Source organism: Enterobacter sp. PL_is511, assembly GCF_055816065.1.
This window is the reverse complement of sequence record NZ_JBVPGP010000024.1, coordinates 964,586-986,722: the sequence shown is the minus strand read 5'-3', so window position 1 is coordinate 986,722 and position 22,137 is coordinate 964,586. Positions and strand designations below refer to the sequence as shown.

Below are 22,137 nucleotides of genomic sequence, written 5' to 3'. Positions count from 1 at the left end.
AAAACGGCCCGCAGGCCGTTGTCAGTTTTTTTAATTAAAGGCGGACTTTGGCCGCCAGGCCGGACAGAACATCCACGCCATTAACCCGCCGCGCGAATCGCTCAGTATCAATGGCAAAGAGTTCTCGGCCATCTTTCGTCTGGCGGTAATAGCTCACGGCGATATCCACCGTGACAGCGTTTTCCGAGAGGCTGTCCTTGCCCCGTGCATCCGGGGTGACGGTATGAACAAAGCCCTCGATCTCCTCGATGGTGCCCAGCGCGGTACCATTCGCCAGATACCCCTGATACGCCGTAAAGCGCGGACGGCTGCCACTGACAAAACCGAAGGCGGTCAGCATATCCACGTCCACCCCGTAAAATTTCAGCTGGCAGGTCAGTGCCTCCATACCATCATCCACGGGAGAAGGTGCATCCTGCGCGCCGGTGCGCAGATCTGTTTTGACAATAGACAGTGCCGGCGGCGTAAATTCATGCGCGCCCTGAATACGGATCCCCTCCCGGAAGAAGGTCCAGACGCGTAACGTGTTTTTCTCGCTCATGCTGCCAGCATCTCCTCAAGCGCATAGTTGTTATTCACCCGGACGCGCAGGCTGATAAGCTCAGTCGGCGATTTCGGACCGAAGTCATAGTTGATATACAGCACGCCCGCCGCCATGCTCTCAGCGGTGTTAAGCTCCTCATCGAGCCAGGCACGACCGCCGAAGATGGCACCGAGCCCGACCAGCTGGCGCATATAGGCGTTGATGGTGCCGATAATGTCGTCGGCATTTTCACGGTCAAGCGGACGGTCAACGTATTCCAGCATCGTTTCCTGAATGCTGTCCTCGATGACGTCAGCGGTACGGCGAACCGATTCGAAGCGCCACTGTGGGTTGGTGCCACACAGACGGTTGCCCCAGTGCTTAAACCCGGCCCGGCGGATGATGGTGGAGACGTTCTGCATGTTAAGCAGGTTGGCATCACAGTTTTCATCGCCGAGAATGAACTCGTCGATCTGCTCCACGCCGAGGATATTGTTAATGTCCTGGTTGGATTTGCTCCACCACCATCCCTTTTCGAAGTCGATACGGGCGCGCAGCCCTGCCGCAAACGCTGAATACGGGCGGTAGACCAGTTGGCCGTCGGCATTGCTGACCTGAACGCGCGGGCGCAGCAGCTCAGTGCGCATGCCATAGGACTGACGCCGCTGGACCACTTCCTGCAGCGTGGCGCCGGACTCACAGTCTACATACGACACTGCCCGCAGTTTGCCAGCAACGGTTTCCAGCGCCTTGCCCACGGCATCATCTTCACTGAAGCCCGGCGCGATGATGATACGGGGCTGGTACGTTGTGACCGATTTCGCCGATGACAGCGCGCCAATACCTGCCAGCACCGCAGCCCGCTGTTTCACGGCGTCAGCGTCTTCAGCAACACGCACCACTACCGTCAGGGCATTACGCTGATCGTTAATTTCGGTCAGCGCCGGCTTCAGCGAGCCCTTCTCACCCAGGCGGGAGAGCATCGTGGTACCGACAATTGCCACCGGCGTATTCAGCGGGAACGGCTCATCTTCACCACCAGACAACTGCAGGCTGAACGGCGTGACAATACCGCTGCCGGTACCCTTCGCGGTCACTTTCACATCCGCCACCGCACCCACGGCCGTAACTACCTCTGCTGGCGTTGCCGTCATCTTGCCGGACTCATCACAGCCCAGCGTGATGGTCAGCGTTAATGCTGTCGCATCCCAGGCGGCAGAAGTGTCAATCGCCACGGGATTTTCTTCATCAGGAATACCGGCTACCGCCTCAACCAGCAGAACATTGCCCGCCCTGCCGGCAATCGTTGCAGCAAACTCCACTACGTTATCCAGAATAGGCGTCCCGACGGTACCCGCTGCCGGCGTCCCGGCAGAGGCATCGGGCGCGGTACCCACCAGACCGATAATGGCCGTCTGGATTGTCGTGACCGCGACCGTACCGGATGACAGTTCGATCGTTTCCACACCATGTAAATTCGCCATTCATTTTCTCCAGGCATAAAAAAACCTGCCGCGGCAGGTCACATTTTTTGATTGGGGGGATTTGTGGTACCACCGCCGTCACCATTTTCTTTGTGGTCATGGCGGTTATAGGTTTCGCGGATCCCGCTCATTTTCCCGGTACCGTCTGAAATCTCCTGGGTTGCACCGATATTTCCGGCCACGTTCGTGTTGGCATTAATTTGCGTAACGCCCTGCACGGTAAGGGTATCGGTAATCTCCACCGGACCGTCCAGCGTGCCTTTTCCGATAATTTTGTAGCTCCCGCCCTCCGCCAGGGTGATGGTCAGGGCATGCGCGGCACGATCATAGCGGATCTCGGTACCGTCGCCGTAGCGGGTGATATGCTCGCTGTCGCTGCCCTCCGGCACCGGCAGACTGCCGGTATTCCAGCCGGGAAACACCCGGCCATTATTCAGCTCGCCCGCCTCCGACAGTACCGTGACCGCATCCCCGACCGCATACGGATTGGAGTCAGCCCGGTTAGTCCCCGAAAAGCCCTGGCAGAGCGGCAGCCAGGTGGTGGTGATGTCGCCCAGATCCACCCGGCACTTCGGTATGCCGTCATGCTTAACGGAATGAATAACCCCGCGCCGGACAATGTTTGCCAGGCGGCGCTGTAAATCGCCCTCGATATCACTCATCGGGTTTCGCCTCGTAAATCAGCTGATAATCATCCACGTGTGCCCGACCGATATCCGGTGCCTTACCAAGCCAGACCGCGCTCAGCGGGGCATTGTTCTGCGCAAACGGATCCGCGCCAAAGGCCGCTGACTGCGTATATGAAATGCGCCAGACCAGATAATCATCCATGCGCGGATCAAATTCATCGCGTGCCGCATCGATAAACACGGCCGGCTCCAGACTCGTCAGCCCGAACAGCTGGCCATCAATCCACTGGGTGATATCCGCGGCCGCCGTGCGCAGAAAAATCTCCGGCCGGCTGACGCCCGCGCCGGCCGCATCCACCACGACATACAAATCGCAGGACAGGGTGACGTTGAGCTGCCCCTCGTTGCCCCCGCCCTGCTCCCAGCCGTTAATGGAGAAATACACCGCCGGGGTTGTCAGCCCGGTAAAGCGGGGGACATTTTTTTCCGGATAGGCATCGGCGTCGCGCACCCAGGCAATATTTTTCAGCGCGCCGGTGACAGCATCGTGATACTGCCCCAGCAGCAATGGCTCAGCCATGGTTTACCTCAGACAGAAATACGGGCTTTCACACGCCCGCGCAGATCGGTTTCAAAGTGATGCATGAAAATCTCCATCGCCTCGGCAAAGGCGTTATCTTCGATGTAGTTCAGCATCGGCTCATAAATATCAATTTCCGCTTCGCGGGTCCGCCGGGTGTCAGGATCGCGAATGACCACCGTTCTCCTGTTTTCCCGACGGGATCGTGCCACCTCCCCGTTTTCATACGTGCGCGGTGAAAGCAGACTCCCTTTTGGCGTAAAGCCCGCGTTTTCTGCCTGGCGCCGCGCCTTAATAAACCGTCCGGTGGATTTATCCCGCCGGGTATGGTGAGGCCTTACCCGCCCGTTAATCCTGCCTTTCAGGTCTTTTACCTTGATGGCGTTCAGGCCGAACCAGAGCCGAAAGTTATCCAGTTTTGACAGAGAGGCGCGATCAAGACGAAAAGAAAGCAGACGCCGGCGGACCAAATTCAGACTGCGGGGTGCCAGCCCGTCTTTAAGGTCCGCCATGGCTTTTTTACGTAATGTGGCGGCGGTGCGTTTCAGCGCGCGGGAATACGCCGCCCGAAACTGCTTATGAGTGGCACCGATGTGCTCCGCAATCCGCCAGATGGCATCCACATCAATATCGACGGGCAAATCCCGTCGCAGTCTGGATTCACGCGCCATATCAGCTCCACTTATTGATTTCCGGCTGCGGTTTACCCGGTGCGCCATAAGCCAGGGTGACGCGGGTCCGCCCTTCTTCATCAGCACCAACGTGCGTTACGCGGTAAGCGGTACCGTTAATTTCCACCTCATGGTGCTTCTCAAGCCCCGCTATATCGGCGGTCATCGCGCTGAATGCCGGGGCCCGATCCTGAATCTGTCCCCCGCCGGGCACGTCAACCGGCGCATCCGGCGTTTCAAAAATCACGGTAACAGGACGCAGCTCACTGCCGATGGAGAGGACAGCAGGCACCTCTTCGGCAAATGCCCGGGAGATCCGGGCATCCGCTTTTAACAGGCGTTGACGAAAGCGGTTCATCAGAACCCCAGGCGCACGCGGGTTTCGGTTTCACCCGGGTTGTTGGTGATCCACGCGGTGCCCGCCACCACCAGTTCATCGTCGGCAGGCTTCACCGCCGTCAGCAGCCCGGTGTCGTTAAGGTACAGTTTTGTACCACGCTGCCAGGTTTCGGCCTCGACTTTAGGCAGCACAAAAACCCCCATGGTATGCAGAACGCCCTGACCGCCGTCCGGGATATCCCCGTGCGCCACGCCCATAAACTGCCCGACCGCCACCGGATCGCCGGATTTCACGTCCTTACCCGTGCTGTTGCTCCAGTCCATGGTGGTGCCATCCTGATAATAATTTTTCGCCATTGTTCATCTCCGCAAAGTTACGGGACGACACAGGCCGCCCCCGGATATAAAAAAACCGTCAGAAGACGGTTGTTATTTTTTGGTCACTTTCACCATGCCGCGGTGATCAAGCGCGGCCACCCCGGCATCGATGCGCACCTTGAAGGCGGCACCGTCAACGGTGAAGCCCTGCTGCTGCTCCAGATACGGGGTGTCGATGCCGTCGAGATAGGCCACCTCAATGGTGTCGCGCCCCTTCGCGGCTGCCAGGTAATAATCGGTCGGGCTGCTGTCATCCAGTCGCGCCTCAGACAGTACCGTGGCGAAGTTCTGGATCGGGTTGGAAATGCCGCTGTTGGCATCCGCACCTGGCACGCTGGCCGATTTGATCAACTGATTCGCGCGTGACTCAATCGCCACCGGCGTCAGCATAAAGGCCGGGCGAATGTTCAGGCGGCGATCGCCGGATTTCTGCAGCAGCATCGCCTGACGTGCGGAATCCAGCCCTTCGATACTCAGGTCAGCTGCCACCAGGTTTCCGTGATCGGCATGGAACAGCGGCTTGCCGTCCGACATTTTCGGGTTGCTGGTCAGCACCGCCCATACCAGATCACCGATGGTGGCGCGCGCCGCGCCGCCCATCGCCATCGGAATGCGGGTCAGCATGTCCAGGTCATCGTTGATGATGGTCTGTCGGTCAAGGCTGAACAGTTCGCCATAAGTTGCCAGGGCAATAGGTTCCCCGCGATCCTTCAGCGTGACATACTTATATTCCGCCCCGGCGCGCACCTTACGCAGGGTCGGGAAGGCTTCCAGGCCGACGCGGTGCGCGGTTTTGAAATCGGTCAGCGTGCCCTTGCGGGTCCACTGGTCAAAGGTTTCGCTGGCCTCATCCCAGCCCATCAGCGCGGCTTTATGCGCCACATCCATCAGGATATTGCCGAAATCGCTGCTGCTGTGGGTGAACGCCAGTCCGACCATCGCCAGCGGCGCCGCATGACCAGAAATGCCAATTCCACGATCCACCAGGGAGGCACGCGCCAGCTCACGCAGGGTATAGCCGTTGTAGGCGTTATCTTTTTCGGCCTGCGCATAACCCGCACGGGTCATGATAGCCGCACGGATGGAGTCACCGACCAGATTACCGTTGCCGGCGTGGAGGTGAATGGCCCCCGGACCGGCGCTCGGGGTGGTACCCGCCGCCAGCGCCTGCAGCAGTTTGTCACGGGCCTTTTCGGCGTTGCAGGTGAAGTCGGCAAGACATTCCGCCTTCAGCGTCGCGAAGGCCGGGAACGCCTCAAACACGGCTGAGACGGTATTCACGCGCTCCGCGTTCGCCGTCTGCATCTGCTGCTGCAGCTGCTGGGCCAGCGCGGTGATATCGATGTTTGTCATCTGCGGCGCGGGCTGTTGTGGCGCTGGCGGGTTCAGGTTTGCCTGTACCTGCGCGGGCTGCTGTACAGGGGCAGGCTGCTGTGGCTGATTCACCGGAGCTTCGGCGCGCGGCGCAAAAAGGGATTTAATCTGTTCTGGCATGTTCTGGTAATCCTTCAGTTTATTTTCATTCACACAGGCCGCGGCCTGCAGTTCAGGTTCAAGCGTGTCGGCGAAACCTTTTTCCACCGCTTCGGCACCGTTAAGCCAGGTCTCTGCTTTTAGCATCGCTTCCAGCTCCTCCTGTCCCAGTCCGGTTTTGTTCATGTAGGCGCTGAGCATCAGGGCTTCATTCCGGTCAAGCCAGGCGGCATAGTCGCGCATGTCGTCAGAGTCACCGGCAATGCCGCCCCACGGTTTATGCACCATAATCCAGGCGTTCTCCGGCATGTGCACCGTGGCGCCGGGCAGGCAGACAATCATCGAGGCCATACTGGCCGCCACGCCATCCACCCAGATATCCATCTTTGCTTTCAGCCGCGACAGGGTGTTGTAGATGGCAAATCCCTGCATGACATCGCCACCCGGGCTGTGGATATGCAAATCCACCGCGCTGGCCTCAAACACCCCCGCCTCCTTACAGTCAGAGACGAACTGCTGGGCAGTGATGCCCCAGCCGCCGATCACGTCATAAAGGAAGATTTCGACCCGTCCGGCAGCCAGCGCGCGGATTTCATACCAGCACTGGCCGTTTGCCGCATCGACACCCGCCAGGCTGGCGCGGGGGTTAATCATCATCGTCCGGCTCACGCCGGGTATCGTCTGGTTTTGCCGTTGCATCTGGCATCGCTCCTTTGTCATTGGCGGCGTCGGAATCAAACACCAGCCCGTGTTTACGGTTAAATTCAGTTTCACGCAGTCGCTGGCGCTTAACCTCCTGAGGGTTTTTTCCCCTGGCCCTCGCCCATTCCGCTTCAGTACCCGCGCCACCACGCACAATCGCTTTCCACGCGTTGGCCTCTTTACCCGGATCAATCCAGGGCATCACCGGCCCGAGATAAAGCGCGTTATAGAGAGAATTCGGATCCACATCCGTCGGGACTTTGATGCCGCTCAGTAACGCCATCGCCAGCCATGCGCGGTAAACGGGCCGACTGTGCTGACCCACAAACCACTGCTGCAGGACGTTGTAACCTTCGAAGCTTTCCACCAGCTCCTGACGCTGGGAGCTGTAGGTGCCGTTATAGTCCCGGGCAATGCTGGAATAACTGCCGCGTGTACCCGCGGCCACGGCCCGCATCTGCCCGTTTCTGAACTCGTAGAGGTGAACGTTCGGGCGGTTTGACTCCACCATGCCAAGGTCTTCGCCGGGGCGGAGTTCGTCGTAAATCATACCCGGCGCGATATCGTAGTGACGCTGACCCCCGGGCGTTGAAAACTCACCGTCATCGCCAAGAGACTGCGCATCGCCGCGCTTGATATAGAACCCCAGCGCGGCGGCAATACGGGCGGCCACGCGCTCGCTCTCTTCATAATCCTTGATGTCCGAAAGGCGGGTGATCACACCGTGGATCAGGCTGATACCGCGCAGCTGGTGCAGGCGCTTGCGCTGCGCCAGGTGAAGCATGTTGTCAGCGGAGACGGTTTTGAGTTCGGCGCTGAACCGCGTCATGTTTGCCGGGTGGTATTTATAAACCCGGTACCCGACAGGGCGCCCCCAGTCGTTCACAATAATGCCCTGGCGAACCTGCTTACCTGAGGTGCTGTTCAGGTTGAACGGCACAAAATCCGCCTCCAGCATTTCCAGCGAGAACGGTACGGAGGTGGCGTGCTGCAGGCCGGGTACGTTTCCCCTGACCAGTTGCGTGAACACTTCACCGTCGCGCAGTGCAGACCGTAAAAGCAGACGTTCAGCCTCCGGGCGGGTAAACATGCCGGTCACCTCAGGACGCACGGACCACTCCGCCCAGAGCGCCGAGAGCTGCCCGGCGAAATCTGAATGGAGGTTTCCCTCCAGATCGAGAGGCTGAGGCTCAACATGGATGCCGTGGGCACCAATCACCCGGTCTTCCATTTTGTCGAACAGCCCGATCACCAGGTCGTGGTTTTCGTCGAGCCACCGGGCCTGCTCCCGCAGGGACTGACCCGCCGCAAATACCGAGGTATCCGCTGACTGGCTTTGCTTTTTGGCCTTATGCAGCCTTGACGGGTTTGCCGCTTCATACGCATTAAGCCGGAGTCTGTCCCTCGCGCGCGCCGCAGCCCACCCGGGGGAAATCGCTCCCAGTGTTCTTTCAAGAATGCCCATAGAACGCCTTACAGAAAGTTAGCGAGTTTGTACGAACCGCCGCGGCAGTTGACCGCCCGCCAGCGCCGCTCCCAGTAATCAAGCTCTTCGCGCAACGCTTTCGGATCGTGGTTGGTAATGGCGCGACCGTTTACGCCTGTAAAGGAGATACTCTTGCCATCCAGCGAATCCTGGTAGGCCTGACGCACCATCAGCAGCGTTCTCCAGATATCGTCTTTCGTCACAGCCAGCCTCCCTTGCCGGAAGATCCCAGCCAGTTGCCGGACAGTTCGGTACCCTTTTCAGGCTCAGCCTTAACAGGCGTCTGAACGGGCTTTGTTTTTTTCACGGTTATCTCCCGGGGGCGTTCCCCTTCATGAATATTTGGATTCAGATCCTGCGGCTCAGCCCATGCCGGCGGCTTTTCCCAGTCACGGATTTTTTCGTAGCCGCGCAGGACCGCCACGGCGTGGGCATAGCAGAACAGGTCAAAGGCTTCGTTGGCGCCCTTACCGGGTTTTCGCCATTTGCCGTCCACGCCGCGCTCTTCATAGGTCAGTTCCTCGTAGAACCACTCCCCCAGCCAGTCGGGGAAATGGATATATCCCGCACCTGGCGTTTCGCGATCGAGGTTGTTGCTGAGCTGGTCCTTGAGCAGGTCGGTCTGCAGCAGATACACCGGCACCTCACCGCGCGCGTCGGCGCGACGGTCGCTGCGTTCGGTATTGTTCGGGTGGGTTTTGGTGATGATTTTCTGGCGCTTTATGCTGTCGCCCTTAACCAGGTAAACACGTTTACCCAGGCCATCGCGCCGGCACTGGCGCCAGAATTTATAGGCGTTGTCCGTCACGCCGTCTTCACCGCCGCTGTCGACGGCCATCGCCAGCACCGGCATACGCTGCGCCGGGTCAGACTGTAGCGTGTAGGTTTTTTCCAGCACATCGGAGACCAGCAGCTGCCAGTCCTCCGGATACGCGCCGGGGTGAACAGGCTCCGCTTCGCCATGCTCATTACAGCGCAGCGACTGGCGGATGTTGTAACGGTCCACCAGCCAGCGTTCACCGTTTTCGCCATAACCGATAATCTGCACGACGAAACGCCGCTTTTTGCCGCCCTGGACGTCCACGGCCGCCAGCAGGAAACGCACCTTAGGCGGGACCAGGCGTTTACCGTAATCCTCCGCCCGCTGCATCAGCACATCGGCGCGCCGCTGTTCGCTGGCTGCGCGCGGCAGGTACGGCAGACCCCAGTCGGTATTGATCACCGCCTTGAGGGTTTCTTCACTACCAGTGGCCTCATACTCCTGCTCAGCTGTCAGCAGCTTGTACACCAGCTGCGCCCAGGTCTGATACGCGGCTGCGGGTCCTTCCATCCAGAACGACGCAATGCGCGAACGGCGTGGCTCACCGGAAATATTGCCGTCACGGTCAATACGCTGACCTTCACGCAGCCAGACACCCACTCCGTTAAGCTCGCGCTTTTTATCTGCGGAGATAACGTTGTTACAGTGCGGACAAAGCAGATGAGCCGACTCACTGGCTTTTACCGGATCCGGTTCATCGCGGTAGCCAGTCATCGCTTCCATCGCCGGCTGGAAATATTCACCGCAATGCGGGCACGGCCAGTACCAGCGACGGCGATCGCCACGGTTGTACAGAGAAAGCGCGCCTGTTGTTGGTGGCGCTTCATGAGGAGACTTGCGGCGCCATTTGCTGTCGCGAATGTCCCGGCCTGGCGAACATTCCACCAGGGTCATCCCGGCGGACATAAACGTCGTGGTACGTTTGGAGGCCAGGGTAAAACCGTCACCCTCACCATCGATGTCCTCAGGGAAGCGGTCATAATCCGTCAGCGCTACACATTTGAAATCTGACGAGGACATAATGTTGATGGAAGGCCAGCCAATCTTGAGGTAGTTCCCCGCCAGAAAAGTACGATCATGCACGTTGTTATCGTTTCGCAACGGGCTCAGGCGTTTCGCCACTTCGGGACTGACACGGAAGGTTCGGGCCAGTCGCTTTTTTGAATGCTCGCGGGCTTTCTCTTCGGTCATCTGAACGACGAGCATATCGGACGGATCGCAGACAATGTTGTATACAACCCAGCCATCCACCAGACCGATCGTTTTCCCCGTTCGTGCCGGACCAACAAACACCACCGCATCGTATTCACGCATCGCGAGGCAGTTCATCGGCTCGATCACATAGGGAGCGACAGCAGGGTCCCAGGGTACCGAGTTACCGGCTCCCATAGGTACGCGCATAAATTTTTGAACCGCCTCAGCCACAGGCATACGGCGCGGGGCTTTGAGAATGACGGAAGCGTTACGCCTGACTTCCGCTGCCGTGGCCTGTCGCATGATTTACTCCTCTTCTGGCATATCCTCCTGTTCCGGTGAGTCGGCCTGCTCAACTTTGAGGGCTATCTGGTCGCGCAGATCGTCAATAACCTGCTGCACCCTGACAACTGCAGAAGGGGTCATGGCGCAGTCTCGTTCAAGAATGTCGGGTAACGTCTCCAGCACCTGAACCATCGCTTTTGCCATGGAGGAAAATTCTCTGGTCACTTCTGACGCGGGGATAAGTTCCCCTGTTTCCTGCTGAAACTTGAGCCGTTCACGCTCCGACTGAAACCAGGCTTTACGATCCGGGGGAAGCATTTTGTCGACGTCCACCAGCTCGGACGGTGTGGTGCTTGTCAGCAGCTCTCGCAAAATATCGGTGACGGCATAAAGCTTGAGTTTCGGATTGCTGCCGGGTGCGGGTTGCACATTTGACAGCTTGCCTGCGACCGTCTGGCGGTGCAGATCGGTAATGGCTGCCAGCTGAGTGATATTCAGCCGTAAATTTTTCAGTTCGTTATCCATGATGGTGAACAAAAAATAGTCATTTCGACATCCTGCAAATGCTCAGGACTGAAATATCAAGAGGTTAAACGGATGATGATGAAACCCATAAAATGCAAAAAACTAGCCGTTTTCCGCGTGTCGTCGCCCCCTCGGTGTTCAGGATCGCCAGGAGTACCTTTTTAAATGAGAGTAATTTTCAATTACTGCAGTACGTCCGCATGGTCAGGCTACCGTTCTTCGAAGCAGCTGCACGCCGTCAGGTCCTACCGCGGCCGGTTTCGAGCCATCATCTACAACCACCACCAGCGTACCGGCTGGTAGGTGCGTCATGTGCTGTTCGAGCGTTCGTTTCAGAACGTCGGCGCGCTGGTGTGTCGTTATTGCAATGCCAATCCGCGATGAAATGGTGCAGGCAGGTGCATACTGGACACCATCAATAGTGACATGCATTATTAACCTCTGATGAATGCATTGGTTTTTATAGACTTGTTTATATATTTTCCCGAAATGGTATTCCTAAAAAAACAAAACCCCACCAAGGTGGTGAGGCTAACATAAATCATTTTTCCCTTTTGGGGGACTGAATAAATTCCTTAATGAATGGTAGCGTAATAAGCACTTGATAGTTTTCTTTACAAAAATCCACTCTACCTTCTTTACTTGCTCTTATATGGCCCACTAAATAACCTAACTGGGCATGGAACTCACTAATTTCCATAGCTATTCTTTCAAGAGTTCCAAGTTCATATACGAATAATTTTTCTTTGAATTTAACACCATCAATACCAGCGGCATGCGCTATTGAAAAATTAAGAAAATCTGACTGTGATACCCAAACAATATGTTCAGGAATACTTACAGATACCCCAAAGCATCCATGCGCCAAGTCATTTCTTTCCTTCTCCAATGCAGCTTTTCTCTTGAGGAAAGCGTTAAATAGCTCTAAATCTTTTTGACTTAATGAAATTTCAGCTACAGCAATTAAAGCATCAGATTGTGAGCGACTGTTCCTTAATGATCCAAACACTGCAGCAGATTCTGGTATAGCAGTATTCATTAATACAGAAAGTAACCTTGCGCATTGAACTTCAATATCTGCCCAAGAAGTAATTATTTTCCCTACGAGTGCAGCCGCTTTAGGCCGGTCTTCAATATAACCAACACCCATCGTTACCTTCGCATAAGGATAGCTTCTGATGAGTGGTTTTCTTGAAGATTTCGAAATTGTAGCCCTAGATGGATAAGTTGAAGCTAGGTCTTCAGTAGAAGGAATACTTTTTATTTCTGTAAGTTCATATATGTCGTCATGGCTACATCTATTACATGGAATTGATAGTTTACCATCACCTACAAAAGGATTATCTGCCTTTCCTTTACTAGGATCGTCCAAAACGTAAATATATTGGCCGCATCCATGACATAAAACAGAGAAGTAATACTCTCCAGTTTTAATTGCGTCACGCCTATAGAATCGATATATCATTAAACATCTCCTTAAGAATTAAGGAGATGTTAGGGCAATTTATTATAAGATGCAAGATTATAATATAACCTTTAAAAGAACATCAAACTGATAATAGGGGTTTTATCTTAACTCCATAATTAAAATTTCAAAACTTTTATTGTTTTTTCTCTTCTACAGTTCGTCTGCCACGCTTTGTTATGCGCCAGGATGTCTTTCTTCGTCTGGCGGTCCTGAACATCGATATCGTGAACAGATAGATAACCTAGCACCTAACACCAATCTATCTACCTAAGTTAAATCTTAATCCTTTCCGCTTACGCTTGTTGATCTCTGGGTCCATGCCAGGATATCCAAGACTCTGATGCGGAGAATGCCAACTCCAGGGAAACATCGATAAAAAGAGCATGTGAAACTGAGACTCCGGTAGCCCTCCTCGTGGGGGCTTTTTTTCGGATTGATGCGCTTCGCTTGTTAAATATTAAGTCTTTTCTAGAATTTAAAGGTGCTTTGCTATGTCAGGTAAAGCCGTCGTTCAGAAATACCCGTGTGCTCAAGGACGAGCCATCCCTAGTTTTTCCTTTCCAGCTCTATCTGCCTTATACCTGCGAAGTTATTATTGCCCTTCTCAATCACGGCCAGTAGAGGCTTAATCCATAAGACTGCCTGGCAGTACGTCATTGAGCTGGCGGCAGCGGAACGATCATCGGCTGCGTCAGGTCTGCTGGTATCGGTGTGCATGGCGCTGGCACGTAAACGGTGCGCGTATTTGAGCAGCCCACCAGCGACATCAGCAGGAACAGGCAGATCACAGGTTTTTTCACGGCGGAGAATCTCCCGGTATTCGATTACGGTTTCTTCGGTGCTGGTGTCGATCAGGGAGTTAAGCTTATTGGCATGTTCTGCAACCTGATTGAACCGATTGAAGTTGAATGCCTGGGTGGCGATCACCTGCCCCTGCAAAGAGTTGTCACTTCGCAGAACGTCGTTATCGCTCTGAAGGTTACTGGCGTCCGAGCAACTCTTAACGAGGGCGACCGAAAGGACAGCAATAACGACAACGCCGATAAGACCTGGATTAATTTTCATTGGTCCAGCCCCCAGCATGCCAGCGCACTTTCTTGATCGCGCCGCTCGACCTGCCCATAGCAGCCATTCTTCTGGCCTTTGGTTAATCGGCAATCACGGCCACCGTCTTTAATCCACCAGCGAATAGCTTCACAGGCCCCTTTCCGGTCACCAGCATTGATGCGCTTATAGAACGTGGACGGGAAGCATTTACCCGGCCCTATGTTGTACGGGCAGAAAGATGCGATACCGGCTTTCTGCGGTTCGGTAAGCGGTACCGTAATATTGCGGTTAACCCACGCCAGAGCCTTATTGCGTTCGATGGCGTTCACCTGATTGCATTTGGCCTGTGTCAATTTCATGCCCTGCACAACCGGTTTACCATCAACCGTCGTGGCGCCGCGGCAAATAGTCCAGATACCACCGCCATCTTTGTACGCCGTGAGGCTGTTACCCTCTTTTTCATTCAGAAACTGATCGAGAATGACGGATGCTGGCGCACCAGCGAGTACCAGCCCCAAGACAGCAGCACTCAATTTTGCTCTGGTTCCCATCAGTCACCTTCCTTTTGTAATGCCTCAACGACCACGCTTGCAGTTGCGGGACGTTCGTGAAGGGGTTTGTCACCAACGCCTTTCAGATAGTCATTGACCATTTTTGTTCGCTTCTCATCCTCTTTACGCCTGCGGTGTGCATCTACACGCCCGTTGATGTAGGAGGCAAGCGAGATAAGCAAACCAGCAGCGCCAAAGAACATGAACACCAGATCCTGAGTGGTAAATCCAATGGCAGAAGCCAGAGCTGCTACCCACGCGAAGAACTGCGTGAAGATGTTCCCTGAATCATTCATTTTCATGGTCTCTCACCTCGCTGTGTGCGGGTGCTGTTACTAGAAATAAAAAAGACCGCCAAACGGCGGCCTTGTAGTGTTTGATACTTTCCGGAGCTTCTTTCCCCTAAGGAGTGCAATAAATTAAACAATCCTTAAGAAAAGCCAACTGATGCAAAAAATAATTAACTTTTCAAATAGTTTTTAGATGTTACCATTTCCCTAAGTCATGGCTTTACCTCTTTGTGGATAAAAGAAAGACAAACGGGCATGAGATGGAGTCGTTATTGCGGAGAGGAGTGATGTCGTTCTCCGCACTTTTTTGTGCTCAAATGAGCGAATAAAAGACTACCTGTCGCTTCAATAGTCGGGATCGGACTTTTAGCTCCCTCTTACTGCCGCGAGTCCTCTCAGAATGAGGGGGAACAAAAAAAGGCCACCTAATGGCAGCCTTGTAAAAATTATTATCGTCACTTACATCTGAACGCTTCAGGAATAGATGGGTTTTCTCCAGAACGACAAGAAGGACACCATGATTGAACGATATGCCTACCATCGCCCATATCCCTGTACCCAAAGTCTTCAGTTTTATAAAACACATGAACTCCAGCATCTGCTGAGCATTTTGGGCAAGACTTACAATCTACACCTTTATACACAGCTTCTTGTGAATCGTTCAAAGAACATTCACAGGCAGCACAAATACCCATACAGCTCCTCCTTGCGTTAGCTGAAGAACAGCAATAGCAAAGTACTGAGGATATATCTTTGATAGAGATCGCTTTTTGGGAGTAGAAAGAGGTGTTTAAGCCGATTTCGAAGAGACTACTCTTAACAGCTTACGATAGTTTTTGCGTACGCGTTAGTATTTTGTGTAGACTCAGTAACTAGAGGGTTTTAGCCATATTTTAATATGATTAAGGTGTAATTAATGCTTGAGCAAACTGTCAGAAACATCAATTCAAGGTTTGGCTGGAGAAACACAAGGAAATTGCTCGGCTCTTCCTTAGGCATTACAGCGGCTGGTTTAGCGCCATTCATTGAACGTATGAATCATGCGGTCCAACAGGATGCTGCACTGAAATTAGTGATTGATGAATTTTGGAAGGGCCTGATCTTCAGCGGCACAAGATTGCTTACTATGTACCGTCTTGAGGATAACGATGTCGCAAAGATTCAGTCAGCTTTTACCTTGTTAAAAAAAGACGAAAGTAGCTTTCTTAAAGCCTATCCGGCTCCTCTTTCAAAAGAAGAGCTTTTGGCCGCGGATACCGACATACATTTTGCTGAGTTAAAACTCGATATCATCAATGAAAAGCAAATTGAAACTGCAGTTCTGGTTTCCAAAGCATACTACACTGAGGTTATTGAGCTTGATCAGACCCATCTTAGCGATGCAGGAATGGAGTTGCGCGCCAACGGAGGGGAGATAAAATGCAAAACTCGACAAGTAACACAGTGTTTTAACAGCGTAATGCTCCTTCCATCCGAAAAGTTACTCATACAGACGGTTGATTTGTCAGTTTTGCCTCGCTCAGAATCCCAATATCAACAGCATTTAGTACATAAATTCGTGAAGGAGCATGCCGGAATAAATTTGAACAAACCCATAGAACTTTTTGGCTCCATACAGGATTTATACGAAAAGATTGATGGTCGTGTTTCTCACGTTTCGTTCATCACAGCCGATGGCAACACAAGCTCATTAAAGCTAAAGCCTAGCCAACAGTGTTTGCGACGTGACAGTTATCACCATGGAGGTGAAGCTGCCAGTCCGATTCTCACAAAGTTTAAGCTGGGTAAGATTTGGGATCTTAAGCAAAGCGCTTCACAAATCTTGTCTGTCGAACTAACATTACCCGGCAAGCGTACAATGCTTGACAACCCAAAACAGCGGTTGTATGAAGCTATTGCCAGCAATTGCAACAATATTGACTCCATTGTTTTTATTGTTGAAAGAATTCTGGAATCGGTTAAATCTTGTGAAGCTAAAAAGGCAAAGCAAGCAGGAGTAAAATGAAAAAGATAGAGATGTGCGACATTTTTAGGCAGATCGAACAGGATTTTAAAGATCCTGCTCGTTATGTTTGTCGCACGCTTTTTCTCTTTTTAACAAGTGAGGATGCTCGCAAGGTAAAACATTTTACTTATAAAACCCTAATTAATGGTACTGGGCTTGATATAACCACACCGGAAGAATATGTGCTTATAATTAAGGCTGCCGATTATTTTTCGAGTTATAAAGCTCATCTTTTGAATATGCACTTTCAGTATATTGATGATACATTGGAAGAGCCAATGGCTGTAGATGATGACTTAATTTCACATGCTTTAGATACGGGTAAATTTTACCACCCTGAAACGGGTGAGTTGGTCGATGATTTCAACCAATATCTTTACCCCTATTTCACTCCGTCCAATTTTTTGGAATCCCTCCATGGTTGAACATGATTTCAGCCTAGCTGATATTGAATCATTAATGAAATTCGATTCAGATTTTCGTGGAATGATTCAAAGAAAACTTGCAGCCACAAAAGAAATTTTTGTTAATCAGTTATATATTGATTTAGATGATGCCATTCAGGATTTAGAAAACAACAAACATTTTTACCAAGATAAAAAATGGGGGGAAGATGAACTAACCTCCTGTATTATAACATTTTTAAAAGGTCGCCTATACGATGCTGAGCATGATACACAACATGGTGGGCACGTTGATATTTTAGTGAAACATCAACGTGGTAAATTCGAATGGATCGGTGAAGCTAAACTATGGGATGGCCCAAAATATATCCATGATGGGTGGATACAGCTTACTGAGCGATATGGTACAGGTACATACCGAGATGACCATGGAGGAATGCTGATTTATATTAAAGCAGATAAATCTTCTGTTAAATTTAACGACTGGAAAAACTATCTCTCTGCGAATGTTCATGATGTTTCTCTGGAGGCAGAGACTACTCCACTTCGTTTTAAGTCAGTATCTAAACACCCCGCAACAGATCTACCATACTATGTCAGACATATGGGGGTGTCCTTGTATCATTATACTGGTAAAAAATTAGAAAAGTAGCATTGCAAGACACCCATCAATAAATCCAAGAGCTGTCTGTAATTCTTTCCTTATTGTCCCATCTGAACATTTCCTCTTCTTCGCTATAGCACGTAGCGAGATACCAATAACAAAGTGAGCAATAATCAGTTCATATTCTTCTGGCTTATACTTCCTGAGACGTGCGACACAGCCATCAATTAAAATTCCCTCATCATCGTCACATTGCAGGCGTGACTTCTTACCGTGCGTCAGTAGACCTTTAAAACCAGCAGCTATTGGTTGCCAGTCGACTCCACTACTATCAGCTGCAGCCCAGGCTCCCCAGCGGTCCATTACCTCGTACATGTCACGCATTTTTTTCTCCAATGTTTTCGATAATTATCATTCCGGTTTCGCCCCATATTTTTGATGTCCGGGCGTCCCAAATGTGGGAATCATCCTCAAACAAGGCGTCCAACAGTGATTTCGTTAAGTTGTCCAGATCGGGCTTTTGCTGGTGGGGCTGGCCGTCCATAGCCGCGCGCTTTTTCTTGCTCCAGCTCTGCGGCATCGGCAAAACGAAGGTGATATGGGCGCCGTTCTCCGGAACCCGGATTCCATGCAGGCGGGCTTCATCGCAAAACATTCGATAGCGCATCACCGGCGGACGCTGTTTCCACTTATCAGAGCGGGTCATGCGGGGTTTTCCGACAGGAGTGATGAGGTATTTAGGCATAGAACACCCCCAGCTCTAACTGGACCTGCTCCAGCAGCTGCAACTCGGTACCGAAGTTTTTCTCCCATTGCTTACGGCCAGCATGAATCGCCATACCATAACCGCCGTTGCGATGATGCATATGGCACAGGGGAATTGATTTTCGGTGGTCAGCGCGCTGGCTTGTGCCCTGTCCGGTTCGGATGTGGTGGATTTCCGCAGGCGTTTCGCCCAGGTTCTGGTTTCTGCACACGATGCAGCCCAGTGTGGCCACACGCGAAAGATGGAGGCTATCTGCTTTCTTCATGCTGGACCACCAGCACAAGCAGAAACACCGCGCGTAATCGTGCGGTGATGGTTATTTGGGGTAATGCTCTGCGCCATTTTGATTCCTCAGGTTGGCGCAGTAATCAGTGGGTGTTCAGCCCGTTTGATTATTATAAATCAACACCTACTGCTTGAGAACCTTAAGTGCTTCTGGCAGGGAGTTCAAATTGATAATCCGATCTTCATCGTCCAGAATCTGGGCTGAAAGCCCGCTTCCTTCCCGGCGAATCAGTGTGCGTAATGTCTTGCTGGTAACCAGGTAGTCTGTTATTTCACCATCAGTAAGACATAAAACAAGCATTCCGTCTTTGGTGAGACCGGCAGCAAATTCATTCAATTTCATGGGCAATTCCCTAAAAATGGATTTCCCCTTGCGGGGGCGGTCCTTTTCTCCCTGTGAACTGATTTCATTTAGGTTTCCGCTAACCAGATTTCTAATAGGTTAGAAAGATCAATTAACCATAATTGACCTGTCTAACCGATCTGCTTTCAAAACACAGTACTCAGGTCCGGCTTTTTAAATCACAGGCCGATCATCGGTATCTGTCACTCGATTCAGAAAGTACGTCACAACTCCCATTATGGTCGCGTCATCAAGTGAATCACCCTCTATAGCCTCGCCATCCTGAGTTATTAATGCCCTCCCCTGAACTTTTGCGAAGTCCAGACTACCGCAGTACGCAATTAAGATGGTGTCACCTATCTTCGGCTCTCTGGCAATGTTTATTATCACGTATCCAGCTGATGTTTCGATGGTTCGGCAGTTGTCGTCATTACCGTAAAGGTTGGTAATAGTGAGAATCTGCTCAGCGAGGTCTAATGCTGGTGATTGAAATCCCATGATAACCCCCTTAGCACTTAACTGTATATTTATACAGTATCACTAAAAAAATGAGGGTCAAGAATTTGGGTCAAAAAAACCCGCACACGCGGGTAAGTGGTTAATAAAAAAGCACTAAACACCATTCTCTAACTTAAGAGGAACAATACAAAATCATCTCTAACTAAAACTTTGCGTTAATGAACTACAACCAGGTGTGTTCGTGAATGTAATGTAGAAACTGGTACCGAAATGTTCTGTTATTGCTACTCACATCCTTCCTTCACAGCCATCAATGTAAGCTTCAGAGATAGCCTCACTCATGGCGTTTGAGGTGCGCAAGTGACGTGCATCGGCAACTTCGTTAACAAGGAAAACACAAACGCTAGTGAGGATTTTATATAAGTCATCTATTTTTATAAACTGCTTCCCTATCAGTAGCATAGCAGAATATTTTCCTTCCAGTTACACCCAAAAATCTGCCATTGACACTTGAAAAACTGCGGCGTAGTATTCACGAACTGTATATATTTACATGTTTATATATACAGTTATTTTTTAAATTTTACCGTCAAAGAGGAATCAAATTATGCCTGGATTTAATTATGGTGGTTATGGTGATGGAACCAGTTGGAGCAAAGAAAGGGGGAGCACACCGCCTGGAGGGGGTTCAACCGGAAACTCGGGGAACCATGATAACGGAGGCAGCAACAGCACCGTTAACCAAGGGACGGCTGAGCAACGGCAGATTAATACAATAAGAAACAACCCCGCCATCCGTCAGAAGCTGGCAGATATGATCCTCGCCGCTCGCCGGATTAATCCCTATGCGAAACTCACGATCCAGAGCATTTCAAAATCCGGGGTCATGTCGATATCAGTCACTGAGTTAAATGCAGATCAAGCCGTAGCGATTGGTCTGAGCGGGCTGGTAATGGGCGTTGATGCTTCGGGCACTACACTGTCGATCGGGGATTTTCCAACTGGAGTCTATCGTGCTGACCAGAACCAGTTCTCTGGCCACCGGACTGCTCCTGCTCCGCTGGAAATTGCGACGACAGGCATCACCGATTTATTTACGTATGATCCTAAATCGGGTGCATACCGCTCCGGTTACGTTGAAAGCCTTAAAATTACAGGGCCTTATACTTACCGGTTGTATCTTGATGTGTACCCTAGCAAGCCCTTCGATATTACAGTAAATAATGGCGATCCCAATAATATCGACGTCCAGTTTAACAACTGGAAGGGGCCGAAGGATACCACCCGTAACCAAGTCAAAAAATTAATAAAAGATTTTATTAATTTTAAGCTTGACCAGGAAAGCAACTTACTGGCCCAGGCCAGCGATGTTATTGTGGCTGCAGGAAAGGATCTCAGTGAAGCTCTGGGTAATAAATACCAGAGCCTGGCAAATGAAATCGCGGCGGACATTAAAAACTTCCAGGGGAAACGCATCAGGAATATTGACGCGGCAATGGCTACCTTAAACCGGGTTCTATCCAATCCGAAAATGAAGGTCAGTGCTGGTGACAAAACTGCTCTGGAGAATGCCTGGCGTTACCTGAATGCTCAGGATATGGCTTACAAATACGGTTTCCTCGGTAAAGCTTTTTCCTCTGCTGATATCATCATGAAGATCGAGAAACTCAGACAAAAATCTCTGGTAGCAGTTGATACCGGTGACTGGAAACCGGTACTGCTTGAAGTTGAGTCCTGGGTGCTGAGTGGCTTTGCCACCGGTTTTGCCCTGAGCATACTTGCGTCGCTGTCCATGCTCCTTGCCTCGGTACCAGGCTTGCCAGTCACCGCGATCACTGTGCTGGGGATCATCGGGATTTCGCTGGCGGCATCACTGATTGATGACCAGTTTGCTGACAAGATCAATAACTGGCTGATTAGCCCGGCACATTAATGTAAAAAAAGCAGGCGTATTCCGCCTGCTTTTTTAATTCCGGAATTCGGAGTTTCTTTAACTATTACAATGAAGCTTTCCGTCCCTGACGGAATGACTTAAAGGTTGCCGCAAGGACAACTAAATAATAAGCGGTATAGGTATAGCAGACAGAGTATATTGCTATAAATAACGTCACCAGGAAGTAATCATTTTGCGACATGATCCTGTACAACTTCCCGGATTCTGTCATTTCTGCAGAGTGGAGAAGTAACATGTACATGATGGGCAGATACAGGGCTGAAAACAGCACAACTATCCTGAGCATCACACCAATGGTCTGTTCCCTGTTAATCTTGATATGTTTATAAGTAATGATAAACGCAACAACACCCCAGAACGGTGCTGTTTTACACCAGGCATTCATAACCGAACTCAGAAGTGGATTATTTGCAGAGTGCAGCACGGGTAAGCCACGGGTTACTTCAGACAGGTAAATCAGTAAGGATGAATCCGGGTTCCCAGAGTACACGACAAAAAGAATGATAAAGGGGATTATGGTGATTATCCATAATGTAATCACTATCTTTGTCATGATGCTATTGTCGGGCTTTTCACGGTTTCCAATCCTGCGCATAGTCTTATCCTTAATCAGAGGGTGCTCCTGCTTTCAGGATACATCATCCCTGCATGATAGTACGTATTTTTGAAGGTTGAGTGCTTCAATTTATATGTTCAATGGCCAAGAACATTAATCCATACCAAGAATATAGCGTGTTGGGTATCTACCAGCTGTAGATTTTCTCCCCCTGTCCGCAACTACTTTCTGGTTGCGCATTTCAGCCTCAACCACATGGAGCACATCTTTATCCACTTCAAGGCTTACCGCTGCTAACTCACGCGCAAAACTGTTC

At 51.4% G+C, this 22,137-nt stretch carries 26 protein-coding genes and 1 pseudogene; 4 read left to right on the top strand and 23 right to left on the bottom strand.

What is annotated here, in order from left to right; translation table 11 throughout:
- Nucleotides 1–34: 34 nt before the first annotated feature.
- The 17 genes and pseudogenes from AC0TN7_RS20185 to AC0TN7_RS20105 form a co-directional block, all read right to left on the bottom strand.
- Entirely contained in the window at nucleotides 35–541 is a 507-nt protein-coding gene (locus tag AC0TN7_RS20185; RefSeq protein WP_267216675.1) for a phage major tail tube protein, read from the bottom strand.
- Nucleotides 538–2,007, bottom strand: a complete 1,470-nt coding sequence (locus AC0TN7_RS20180) for a phage tail sheath family protein (protein ID WP_267216676.1) — start codon at nucleotides 2,005–2,007, stop codon at nucleotides 538–540. The genes AC0TN7_RS20185 and AC0TN7_RS20180 overlap by 4 nt, the downstream gene beginning before the upstream one ends.
- Nucleotides 2,008–2,045: 38 nt before the next feature.
- Nucleotides 2,046–2,669 carry a phage baseplate assembly protein V gene (locus AC0TN7_RS20175; protein ID WP_267216677.1) on the bottom strand — a complete coding sequence of 208 codons (624 nt, stop codon included), beginning with the start codon at nucleotides 2,667–2,669 and terminating at the stop codon, nucleotides 2,046–2,048.
- Nucleotides 2,662–3,216, bottom strand: a complete 555-nt coding sequence (locus AC0TN7_RS20170) for a hypothetical protein (RefSeq protein ID WP_267216678.1) — start codon at nucleotides 3,214–3,216, stop codon at nucleotides 2,662–2,664. Before AC0TN7_RS20170 ends, AC0TN7_RS20175 begins: the two co-directional genes overlap by 8 nt.
- A gap of 8 nt (nucleotides 3,217–3,224) precedes the next feature.
- Nucleotides 3,225–3,887: a hypothetical protein gene (locus AC0TN7_RS20165; RefSeq protein WP_267216679.1), complete on the bottom strand. Its 663-nt coding sequence runs from the start codon at nucleotides 3,885–3,887 to the stop codon at nucleotides 3,225–3,227.
- A gap of 1 nt (nucleotide 3,888) precedes the next feature.
- Nucleotides 3,889–4,245, bottom strand: a complete 357-nt coding sequence (locus AC0TN7_RS20160) for a head-tail joining protein (RefSeq protein ID WP_267216680.1) — start codon at nucleotides 4,243–4,245, stop codon at nucleotides 3,889–3,891.
- A complete protein-coding gene (locus AC0TN7_RS20155; protein WP_267216681.1) occupies nucleotides 4,245–4,583 on the bottom strand; it encodes a DUF2190 family protein in 339 nt (112 codons plus the stop codon). Before AC0TN7_RS20155 ends, AC0TN7_RS20160 begins: the two co-directional genes overlap by 1 nt.
- 72 nt (nucleotides 4,584–4,655) lie before the next feature.
- The gene (locus AC0TN7_RS20150) at nucleotides 4,656–6,776 is read right to left on the bottom strand and encodes a ClpP-like prohead protease/major capsid protein fusion protein (protein WP_410374668.1); all 2,121 of its coding nucleotides are present in this window, start codon (nucleotides 6,774–6,776) and stop codon (nucleotides 4,656–4,658) included.
- On the bottom strand, nucleotides 6,724–8,244 hold the full coding sequence (locus AC0TN7_RS20145) for a phage portal protein (RefSeq protein ID WP_267216682.1): 1,521 nt from the start codon (nucleotides 8,242–8,244) through the stop codon (nucleotides 6,724–6,726). The genes AC0TN7_RS20150 and AC0TN7_RS20145 overlap by 53 nt, the downstream gene beginning before the upstream one ends.
- An 8-nt stretch (nucleotides 8,245–8,252) precedes the next feature.
- Complete coding sequence (locus tag AC0TN7_RS20140) at nucleotides 8,253–8,468, bottom strand: hypothetical protein (protein WP_267216683.1); 216 nt, start codon at nucleotides 8,466–8,468, stop codon at nucleotides 8,253–8,255.
- On the bottom strand, nucleotides 8,465–10,582 hold the full coding sequence (locus AC0TN7_RS20135) for a phage terminase large subunit family protein (RefSeq protein WP_267216684.1): 2,118 nt from the start codon (nucleotides 10,580–10,582) through the stop codon (nucleotides 8,465–8,467). The genes AC0TN7_RS20140 and AC0TN7_RS20135 overlap by 4 nt, the downstream gene beginning before the upstream one ends.
- 3 nt (nucleotides 10,583–10,585) lie before the next feature.
- Nucleotides 10,586–11,089: a DUF1441 family protein gene (locus AC0TN7_RS20130; protein WP_267216853.1), complete on the bottom strand. Its 504-nt coding sequence runs from the start codon at nucleotides 11,087–11,089 to the stop codon at nucleotides 10,586–10,588.
- Between the two features lie 219 nt (nucleotides 11,090–11,308).
- A pseudogene (locus tag AC0TN7_RS20125) lies at nucleotides 11,309–11,521 on the bottom strand (glycosyltransferase family 2 protein); the annotation flags it as partial.
- A 109-nt stretch (nucleotides 11,522–11,630) separates the two neighbouring features.
- Nucleotides 11,631–12,554: a hypothetical protein gene (locus AC0TN7_RS20120; protein ID WP_267216685.1), complete on the bottom strand. Its 924-nt coding sequence runs from the start codon at nucleotides 12,552–12,554 to the stop codon at nucleotides 11,631–11,633.
- A 549-nt stretch (nucleotides 12,555–13,103) separates the two neighbouring features.
- Nucleotides 13,104–13,622 carry a hypothetical protein gene (locus tag AC0TN7_RS20115; protein WP_267216686.1) on the bottom strand — a complete coding sequence of 173 codons (519 nt, stop codon included), beginning with the start codon at nucleotides 13,620–13,622 and terminating at the stop codon, nucleotides 13,104–13,106.
- Nucleotides 13,619–14,155: a lysozyme gene (locus tag AC0TN7_RS20110; RefSeq protein WP_267216687.1), complete on the bottom strand. Its 537-nt coding sequence runs from the start codon at nucleotides 14,153–14,155 to the stop codon at nucleotides 13,619–13,621. Before AC0TN7_RS20110 ends, AC0TN7_RS20115 begins: the two co-directional genes overlap by 4 nt.
- Nucleotides 14,155–14,457: a hypothetical protein gene (locus tag AC0TN7_RS20105; RefSeq protein ID WP_267216688.1), complete on the bottom strand. Its 303-nt coding sequence runs from the start codon at nucleotides 14,455–14,457 to the stop codon at nucleotides 14,155–14,157. Before AC0TN7_RS20105 ends, AC0TN7_RS20110 begins: the two co-directional genes overlap by 1 nt.
- A 904-nt stretch (nucleotides 14,458–15,361) precedes the next feature.
- On the opposite strand from AC0TN7_RS20105, the gene AC0TN7_RS20100 reads away from it, so the two are divergent.
- The 3 genes from AC0TN7_RS20100 to AC0TN7_RS20090 are packed head-to-tail and all read left to right on the top strand — an operon-like array spanning nucleotide 15,362 to nucleotide 17,506.
- Entirely contained in the window at nucleotides 15,362–16,450 is a 1,089-nt protein-coding gene (locus AC0TN7_RS20100) for a hypothetical protein (protein WP_267216689.1), read from the top strand.
- Nucleotides 16,447–16,875, top strand: a complete 429-nt coding sequence (locus AC0TN7_RS20095; RefSeq protein WP_090392379.1) for a hypothetical protein — start codon at nucleotides 16,447–16,449, stop codon at nucleotides 16,873–16,875. The genes AC0TN7_RS20100 and AC0TN7_RS20095 overlap by 4 nt, the downstream gene beginning before the upstream one ends.
- A complete protein-coding gene (locus AC0TN7_RS20090) occupies nucleotides 16,868–17,506 on the top strand; it encodes a hypothetical protein (protein WP_267216690.1) in 639 nt (212 codons plus the stop codon). The genes AC0TN7_RS20095 and AC0TN7_RS20090 overlap by 8 nt, the downstream gene beginning before the upstream one ends.
- On the opposite strand, the gene AC0TN7_RS20085 is transcribed toward AC0TN7_RS20090, so the two are convergent.
- The 5 genes from AC0TN7_RS20085 to AC0TN7_RS20065 all read right to left on the bottom strand — a co-directional run bounded on the left by AC0TN7_RS20085 (nucleotide 17,495) and on the right by AC0TN7_RS20065 (nucleotide 19,350).
- On the bottom strand, nucleotides 17,495–17,842 hold the full coding sequence (locus AC0TN7_RS20085; RefSeq protein ID WP_267216691.1) for an antiterminator Q family protein: 348 nt from the start codon (nucleotides 17,840–17,842) through the stop codon (nucleotides 17,495–17,497). The genes AC0TN7_RS20090 and AC0TN7_RS20085 overlap by 12 nt on opposite strands.
- Nucleotides 17,835–18,203 (bottom strand): RusA family crossover junction endodeoxyribonuclease, encoded by a 369-nt coding sequence (locus AC0TN7_RS20080; protein WP_267216692.1) that lies wholly within the window; start codon nucleotides 18,201–18,203, stop codon nucleotides 17,835–17,837. The genes AC0TN7_RS20085 and AC0TN7_RS20080 overlap by 8 nt, the downstream gene beginning before the upstream one ends.
- Nucleotides 18,196–18,489 (bottom strand): Ref family recombination enhancement nuclease, encoded by a 294-nt coding sequence (locus AC0TN7_RS20075; RefSeq protein ID WP_063955863.1) that lies wholly within the window; start codon nucleotides 18,487–18,489, stop codon nucleotides 18,196–18,198. Before AC0TN7_RS20075 ends, AC0TN7_RS20080 begins: the two co-directional genes overlap by 8 nt.
- 144 nt (nucleotides 18,490–18,633) lie before the next feature.
- Nucleotides 18,634–18,852: a hypothetical protein gene (locus AC0TN7_RS20070; RefSeq protein WP_267216693.1), complete on the bottom strand. Its 219-nt coding sequence runs from the start codon at nucleotides 18,850–18,852 to the stop codon at nucleotides 18,634–18,636.
- A 174-nt stretch (nucleotides 18,853–19,026) separates the two neighbouring features.
- On the bottom strand, nucleotides 19,027–19,350 hold the full coding sequence (locus tag AC0TN7_RS20065; protein WP_267216694.1) for a hypothetical protein: 324 nt from the start codon (nucleotides 19,348–19,350) through the stop codon (nucleotides 19,027–19,029).
- Between the two features lie 568 nt (nucleotides 19,351–19,918).
- Between AC0TN7_RS20065 and AC0TN7_RS20060 the strand changes: the two genes are divergently transcribed.
- Entirely contained in the window at nucleotides 19,919–21,244 is a 1,326-nt protein-coding gene (locus tag AC0TN7_RS20060) for a colicin-like pore-forming protein (RefSeq protein ID WP_267216695.1), read from the top strand.
- A gap of 64 nt (nucleotides 21,245–21,308) precedes the next feature.
- On the opposite strand, the gene cui is transcribed toward AC0TN7_RS20060, so the two are convergent.
- Nucleotides 21,309–21,860, bottom strand: a complete 552-nt coding sequence (gene cui / locus AC0TN7_RS20055) for a colicin immunity protein Cui (RefSeq protein WP_267216696.1) — start codon at nucleotides 21,858–21,860, stop codon at nucleotides 21,309–21,311.
- Nucleotides 21,861–22,137 lie beyond the last annotated feature (277 nt).

What these genes read in the sequence shown, in the direction of transcription:
- AC0TN7_RS20185 (WP_267216675.1), bottom strand. Translation starts at nt 541, where the DNA reads ATGAGCGAGAAAAACACGTTACGCGTCTGGACCTTCTTCCGGGAGGGG.
- AC0TN7_RS20180 (WP_267216676.1), bottom strand. Translation starts at nt 2,007, where the DNA reads ATGGCGAATTTACATGGTGTGGAAACGATCGAACTGTCATCCGGTACG.
- AC0TN7_RS20175 (WP_267216677.1), bottom strand. Translation starts at nt 2,669, where the DNA reads ATGAGTGATATCGAGGGCGATTTACAGCGCCGCCTGGCAAACATTGTC.
- AC0TN7_RS20170 (WP_267216678.1), bottom strand. Translation starts at nt 3,216, where the DNA reads ATGGCTGAGCCATTGCTGCTGGGGCAGTATCACGATGCTGTCACCGGC.
- AC0TN7_RS20165 (WP_267216679.1), bottom strand. Translation starts at nt 3,887, where the DNA reads ATGGCGCGTGAATCCAGACTGCGACGGGATTTGCCCGTCGATATTGAT.
- AC0TN7_RS20160 (WP_267216680.1), bottom strand. Translation starts at nt 4,245, where the DNA reads ATGAACCGCTTTCGTCAACGCCTGTTAAAAGCGGATGCCCGGATCTCC.
- AC0TN7_RS20155 (WP_267216681.1), bottom strand. Translation starts at nt 4,583, where the DNA reads ATGGCGAAAAATTATTATCAGGATGGCACCACCATGGACTGGAGCAAC.
- AC0TN7_RS20150 (WP_410374668.1), bottom strand. Translation starts at nt 6,776, where the DNA reads ATGCAACGGCAAAACCAGACGATACCCGGCGTGAGCCGGACGATGATG.
- AC0TN7_RS20145 (WP_267216682.1), bottom strand. Translation starts at nt 8,244, where the DNA reads ATGGGCATTCTTGAAAGAACACTGGGAGCGATTTCCCCCGGGTGGGCT.
- AC0TN7_RS20135 (WP_267216684.1), bottom strand. Translation starts at nt 10,582, where the DNA reads ATGCGACAGGCCACGGCAGCGGAAGTCAGGCGTAACGCTTCCGTCATT.
- AC0TN7_RS20130 (WP_267216853.1), bottom strand. Translation starts at nt 11,089, where the DNA reads ATGGATAACGAACTGAAAAATTTACGGCTGAATATCACTCAGCTGGCA.
- AC0TN7_RS20120 (WP_267216685.1), bottom strand. Translation starts at nt 12,554, where the DNA reads ATGATATATCGATTCTATAGGCGTGACGCAATTAAAACTGGAGAGTAT.
- AC0TN7_RS20115 (WP_267216686.1), bottom strand. Translation starts at nt 13,622, where the DNA reads ATGAAAATTAATCCAGGTCTTATCGGCGTTGTCGTTATTGCTGTCCTT.
- AC0TN7_RS20110 (WP_267216687.1), bottom strand. Translation starts at nt 14,155, where the DNA reads ATGGGAACCAGAGCAAAATTGAGTGCTGCTGTCTTGGGGCTGGTACTC.
- AC0TN7_RS20105 (WP_267216688.1), bottom strand. Translation starts at nt 14,457, where the DNA reads ATGAAAATGAATGATTCAGGGAACATCTTCACGCAGTTCTTCGCGTGG.
- AC0TN7_RS20100 (WP_267216689.1), top strand. Translation starts at nt 15,362, where the DNA reads ATGCTTGAGCAAACTGTCAGAAACATCAATTCAAGGTTTGGCTGGAGA.
- AC0TN7_RS20095 (WP_090392379.1), top strand. Translation starts at nt 16,447, where the DNA reads ATGAAAAAGATAGAGATGTGCGACATTTTTAGGCAGATCGAACAGGAT.
- AC0TN7_RS20090 (WP_267216690.1), top strand. Translation starts at nt 16,868, where the DNA reads ATGGTTGAACATGATTTCAGCCTAGCTGATATTGAATCATTAATGAAA.
- AC0TN7_RS20085 (WP_267216691.1), bottom strand. Translation starts at nt 17,842, where the DNA reads ATGCGTGACATGTACGAGGTAATGGACCGCTGGGGAGCCTGGGCTGCA.
- AC0TN7_RS20080 (WP_267216692.1), bottom strand. Translation starts at nt 18,203, where the DNA reads ATGCCTAAATACCTCATCACTCCTGTCGGAAAACCCCGCATGACCCGC.
- AC0TN7_RS20075 (WP_063955863.1), bottom strand. Translation starts at nt 18,489, where the DNA reads ATGAAGAAAGCAGATAGCCTCCATCTTTCGCGTGTGGCCACACTGGGC.
- AC0TN7_RS20070 (WP_267216693.1), bottom strand. Translation starts at nt 18,852, where the DNA reads ATGAAATTGAATGAATTTGCTGCCGGTCTCACCAAAGACGGAATGCTT.
- AC0TN7_RS20065 (WP_267216694.1), bottom strand. Translation starts at nt 19,350, where the DNA reads ATGGGATTTCAATCACCAGCATTAGACCTCGCTGAGCAGATTCTCACT.
- AC0TN7_RS20060 (WP_267216695.1), top strand. Translation starts at nt 19,919, where the DNA reads ATGCCTGGATTTAATTATGGTGGTTATGGTGATGGAACCAGTTGGAGC.
- cui (WP_267216696.1), bottom strand. Translation starts at nt 21,860, where the DNA reads ATGCGCAGGATTGGAAACCGTGAAAAGCCCGACAATAGCATCATGACA.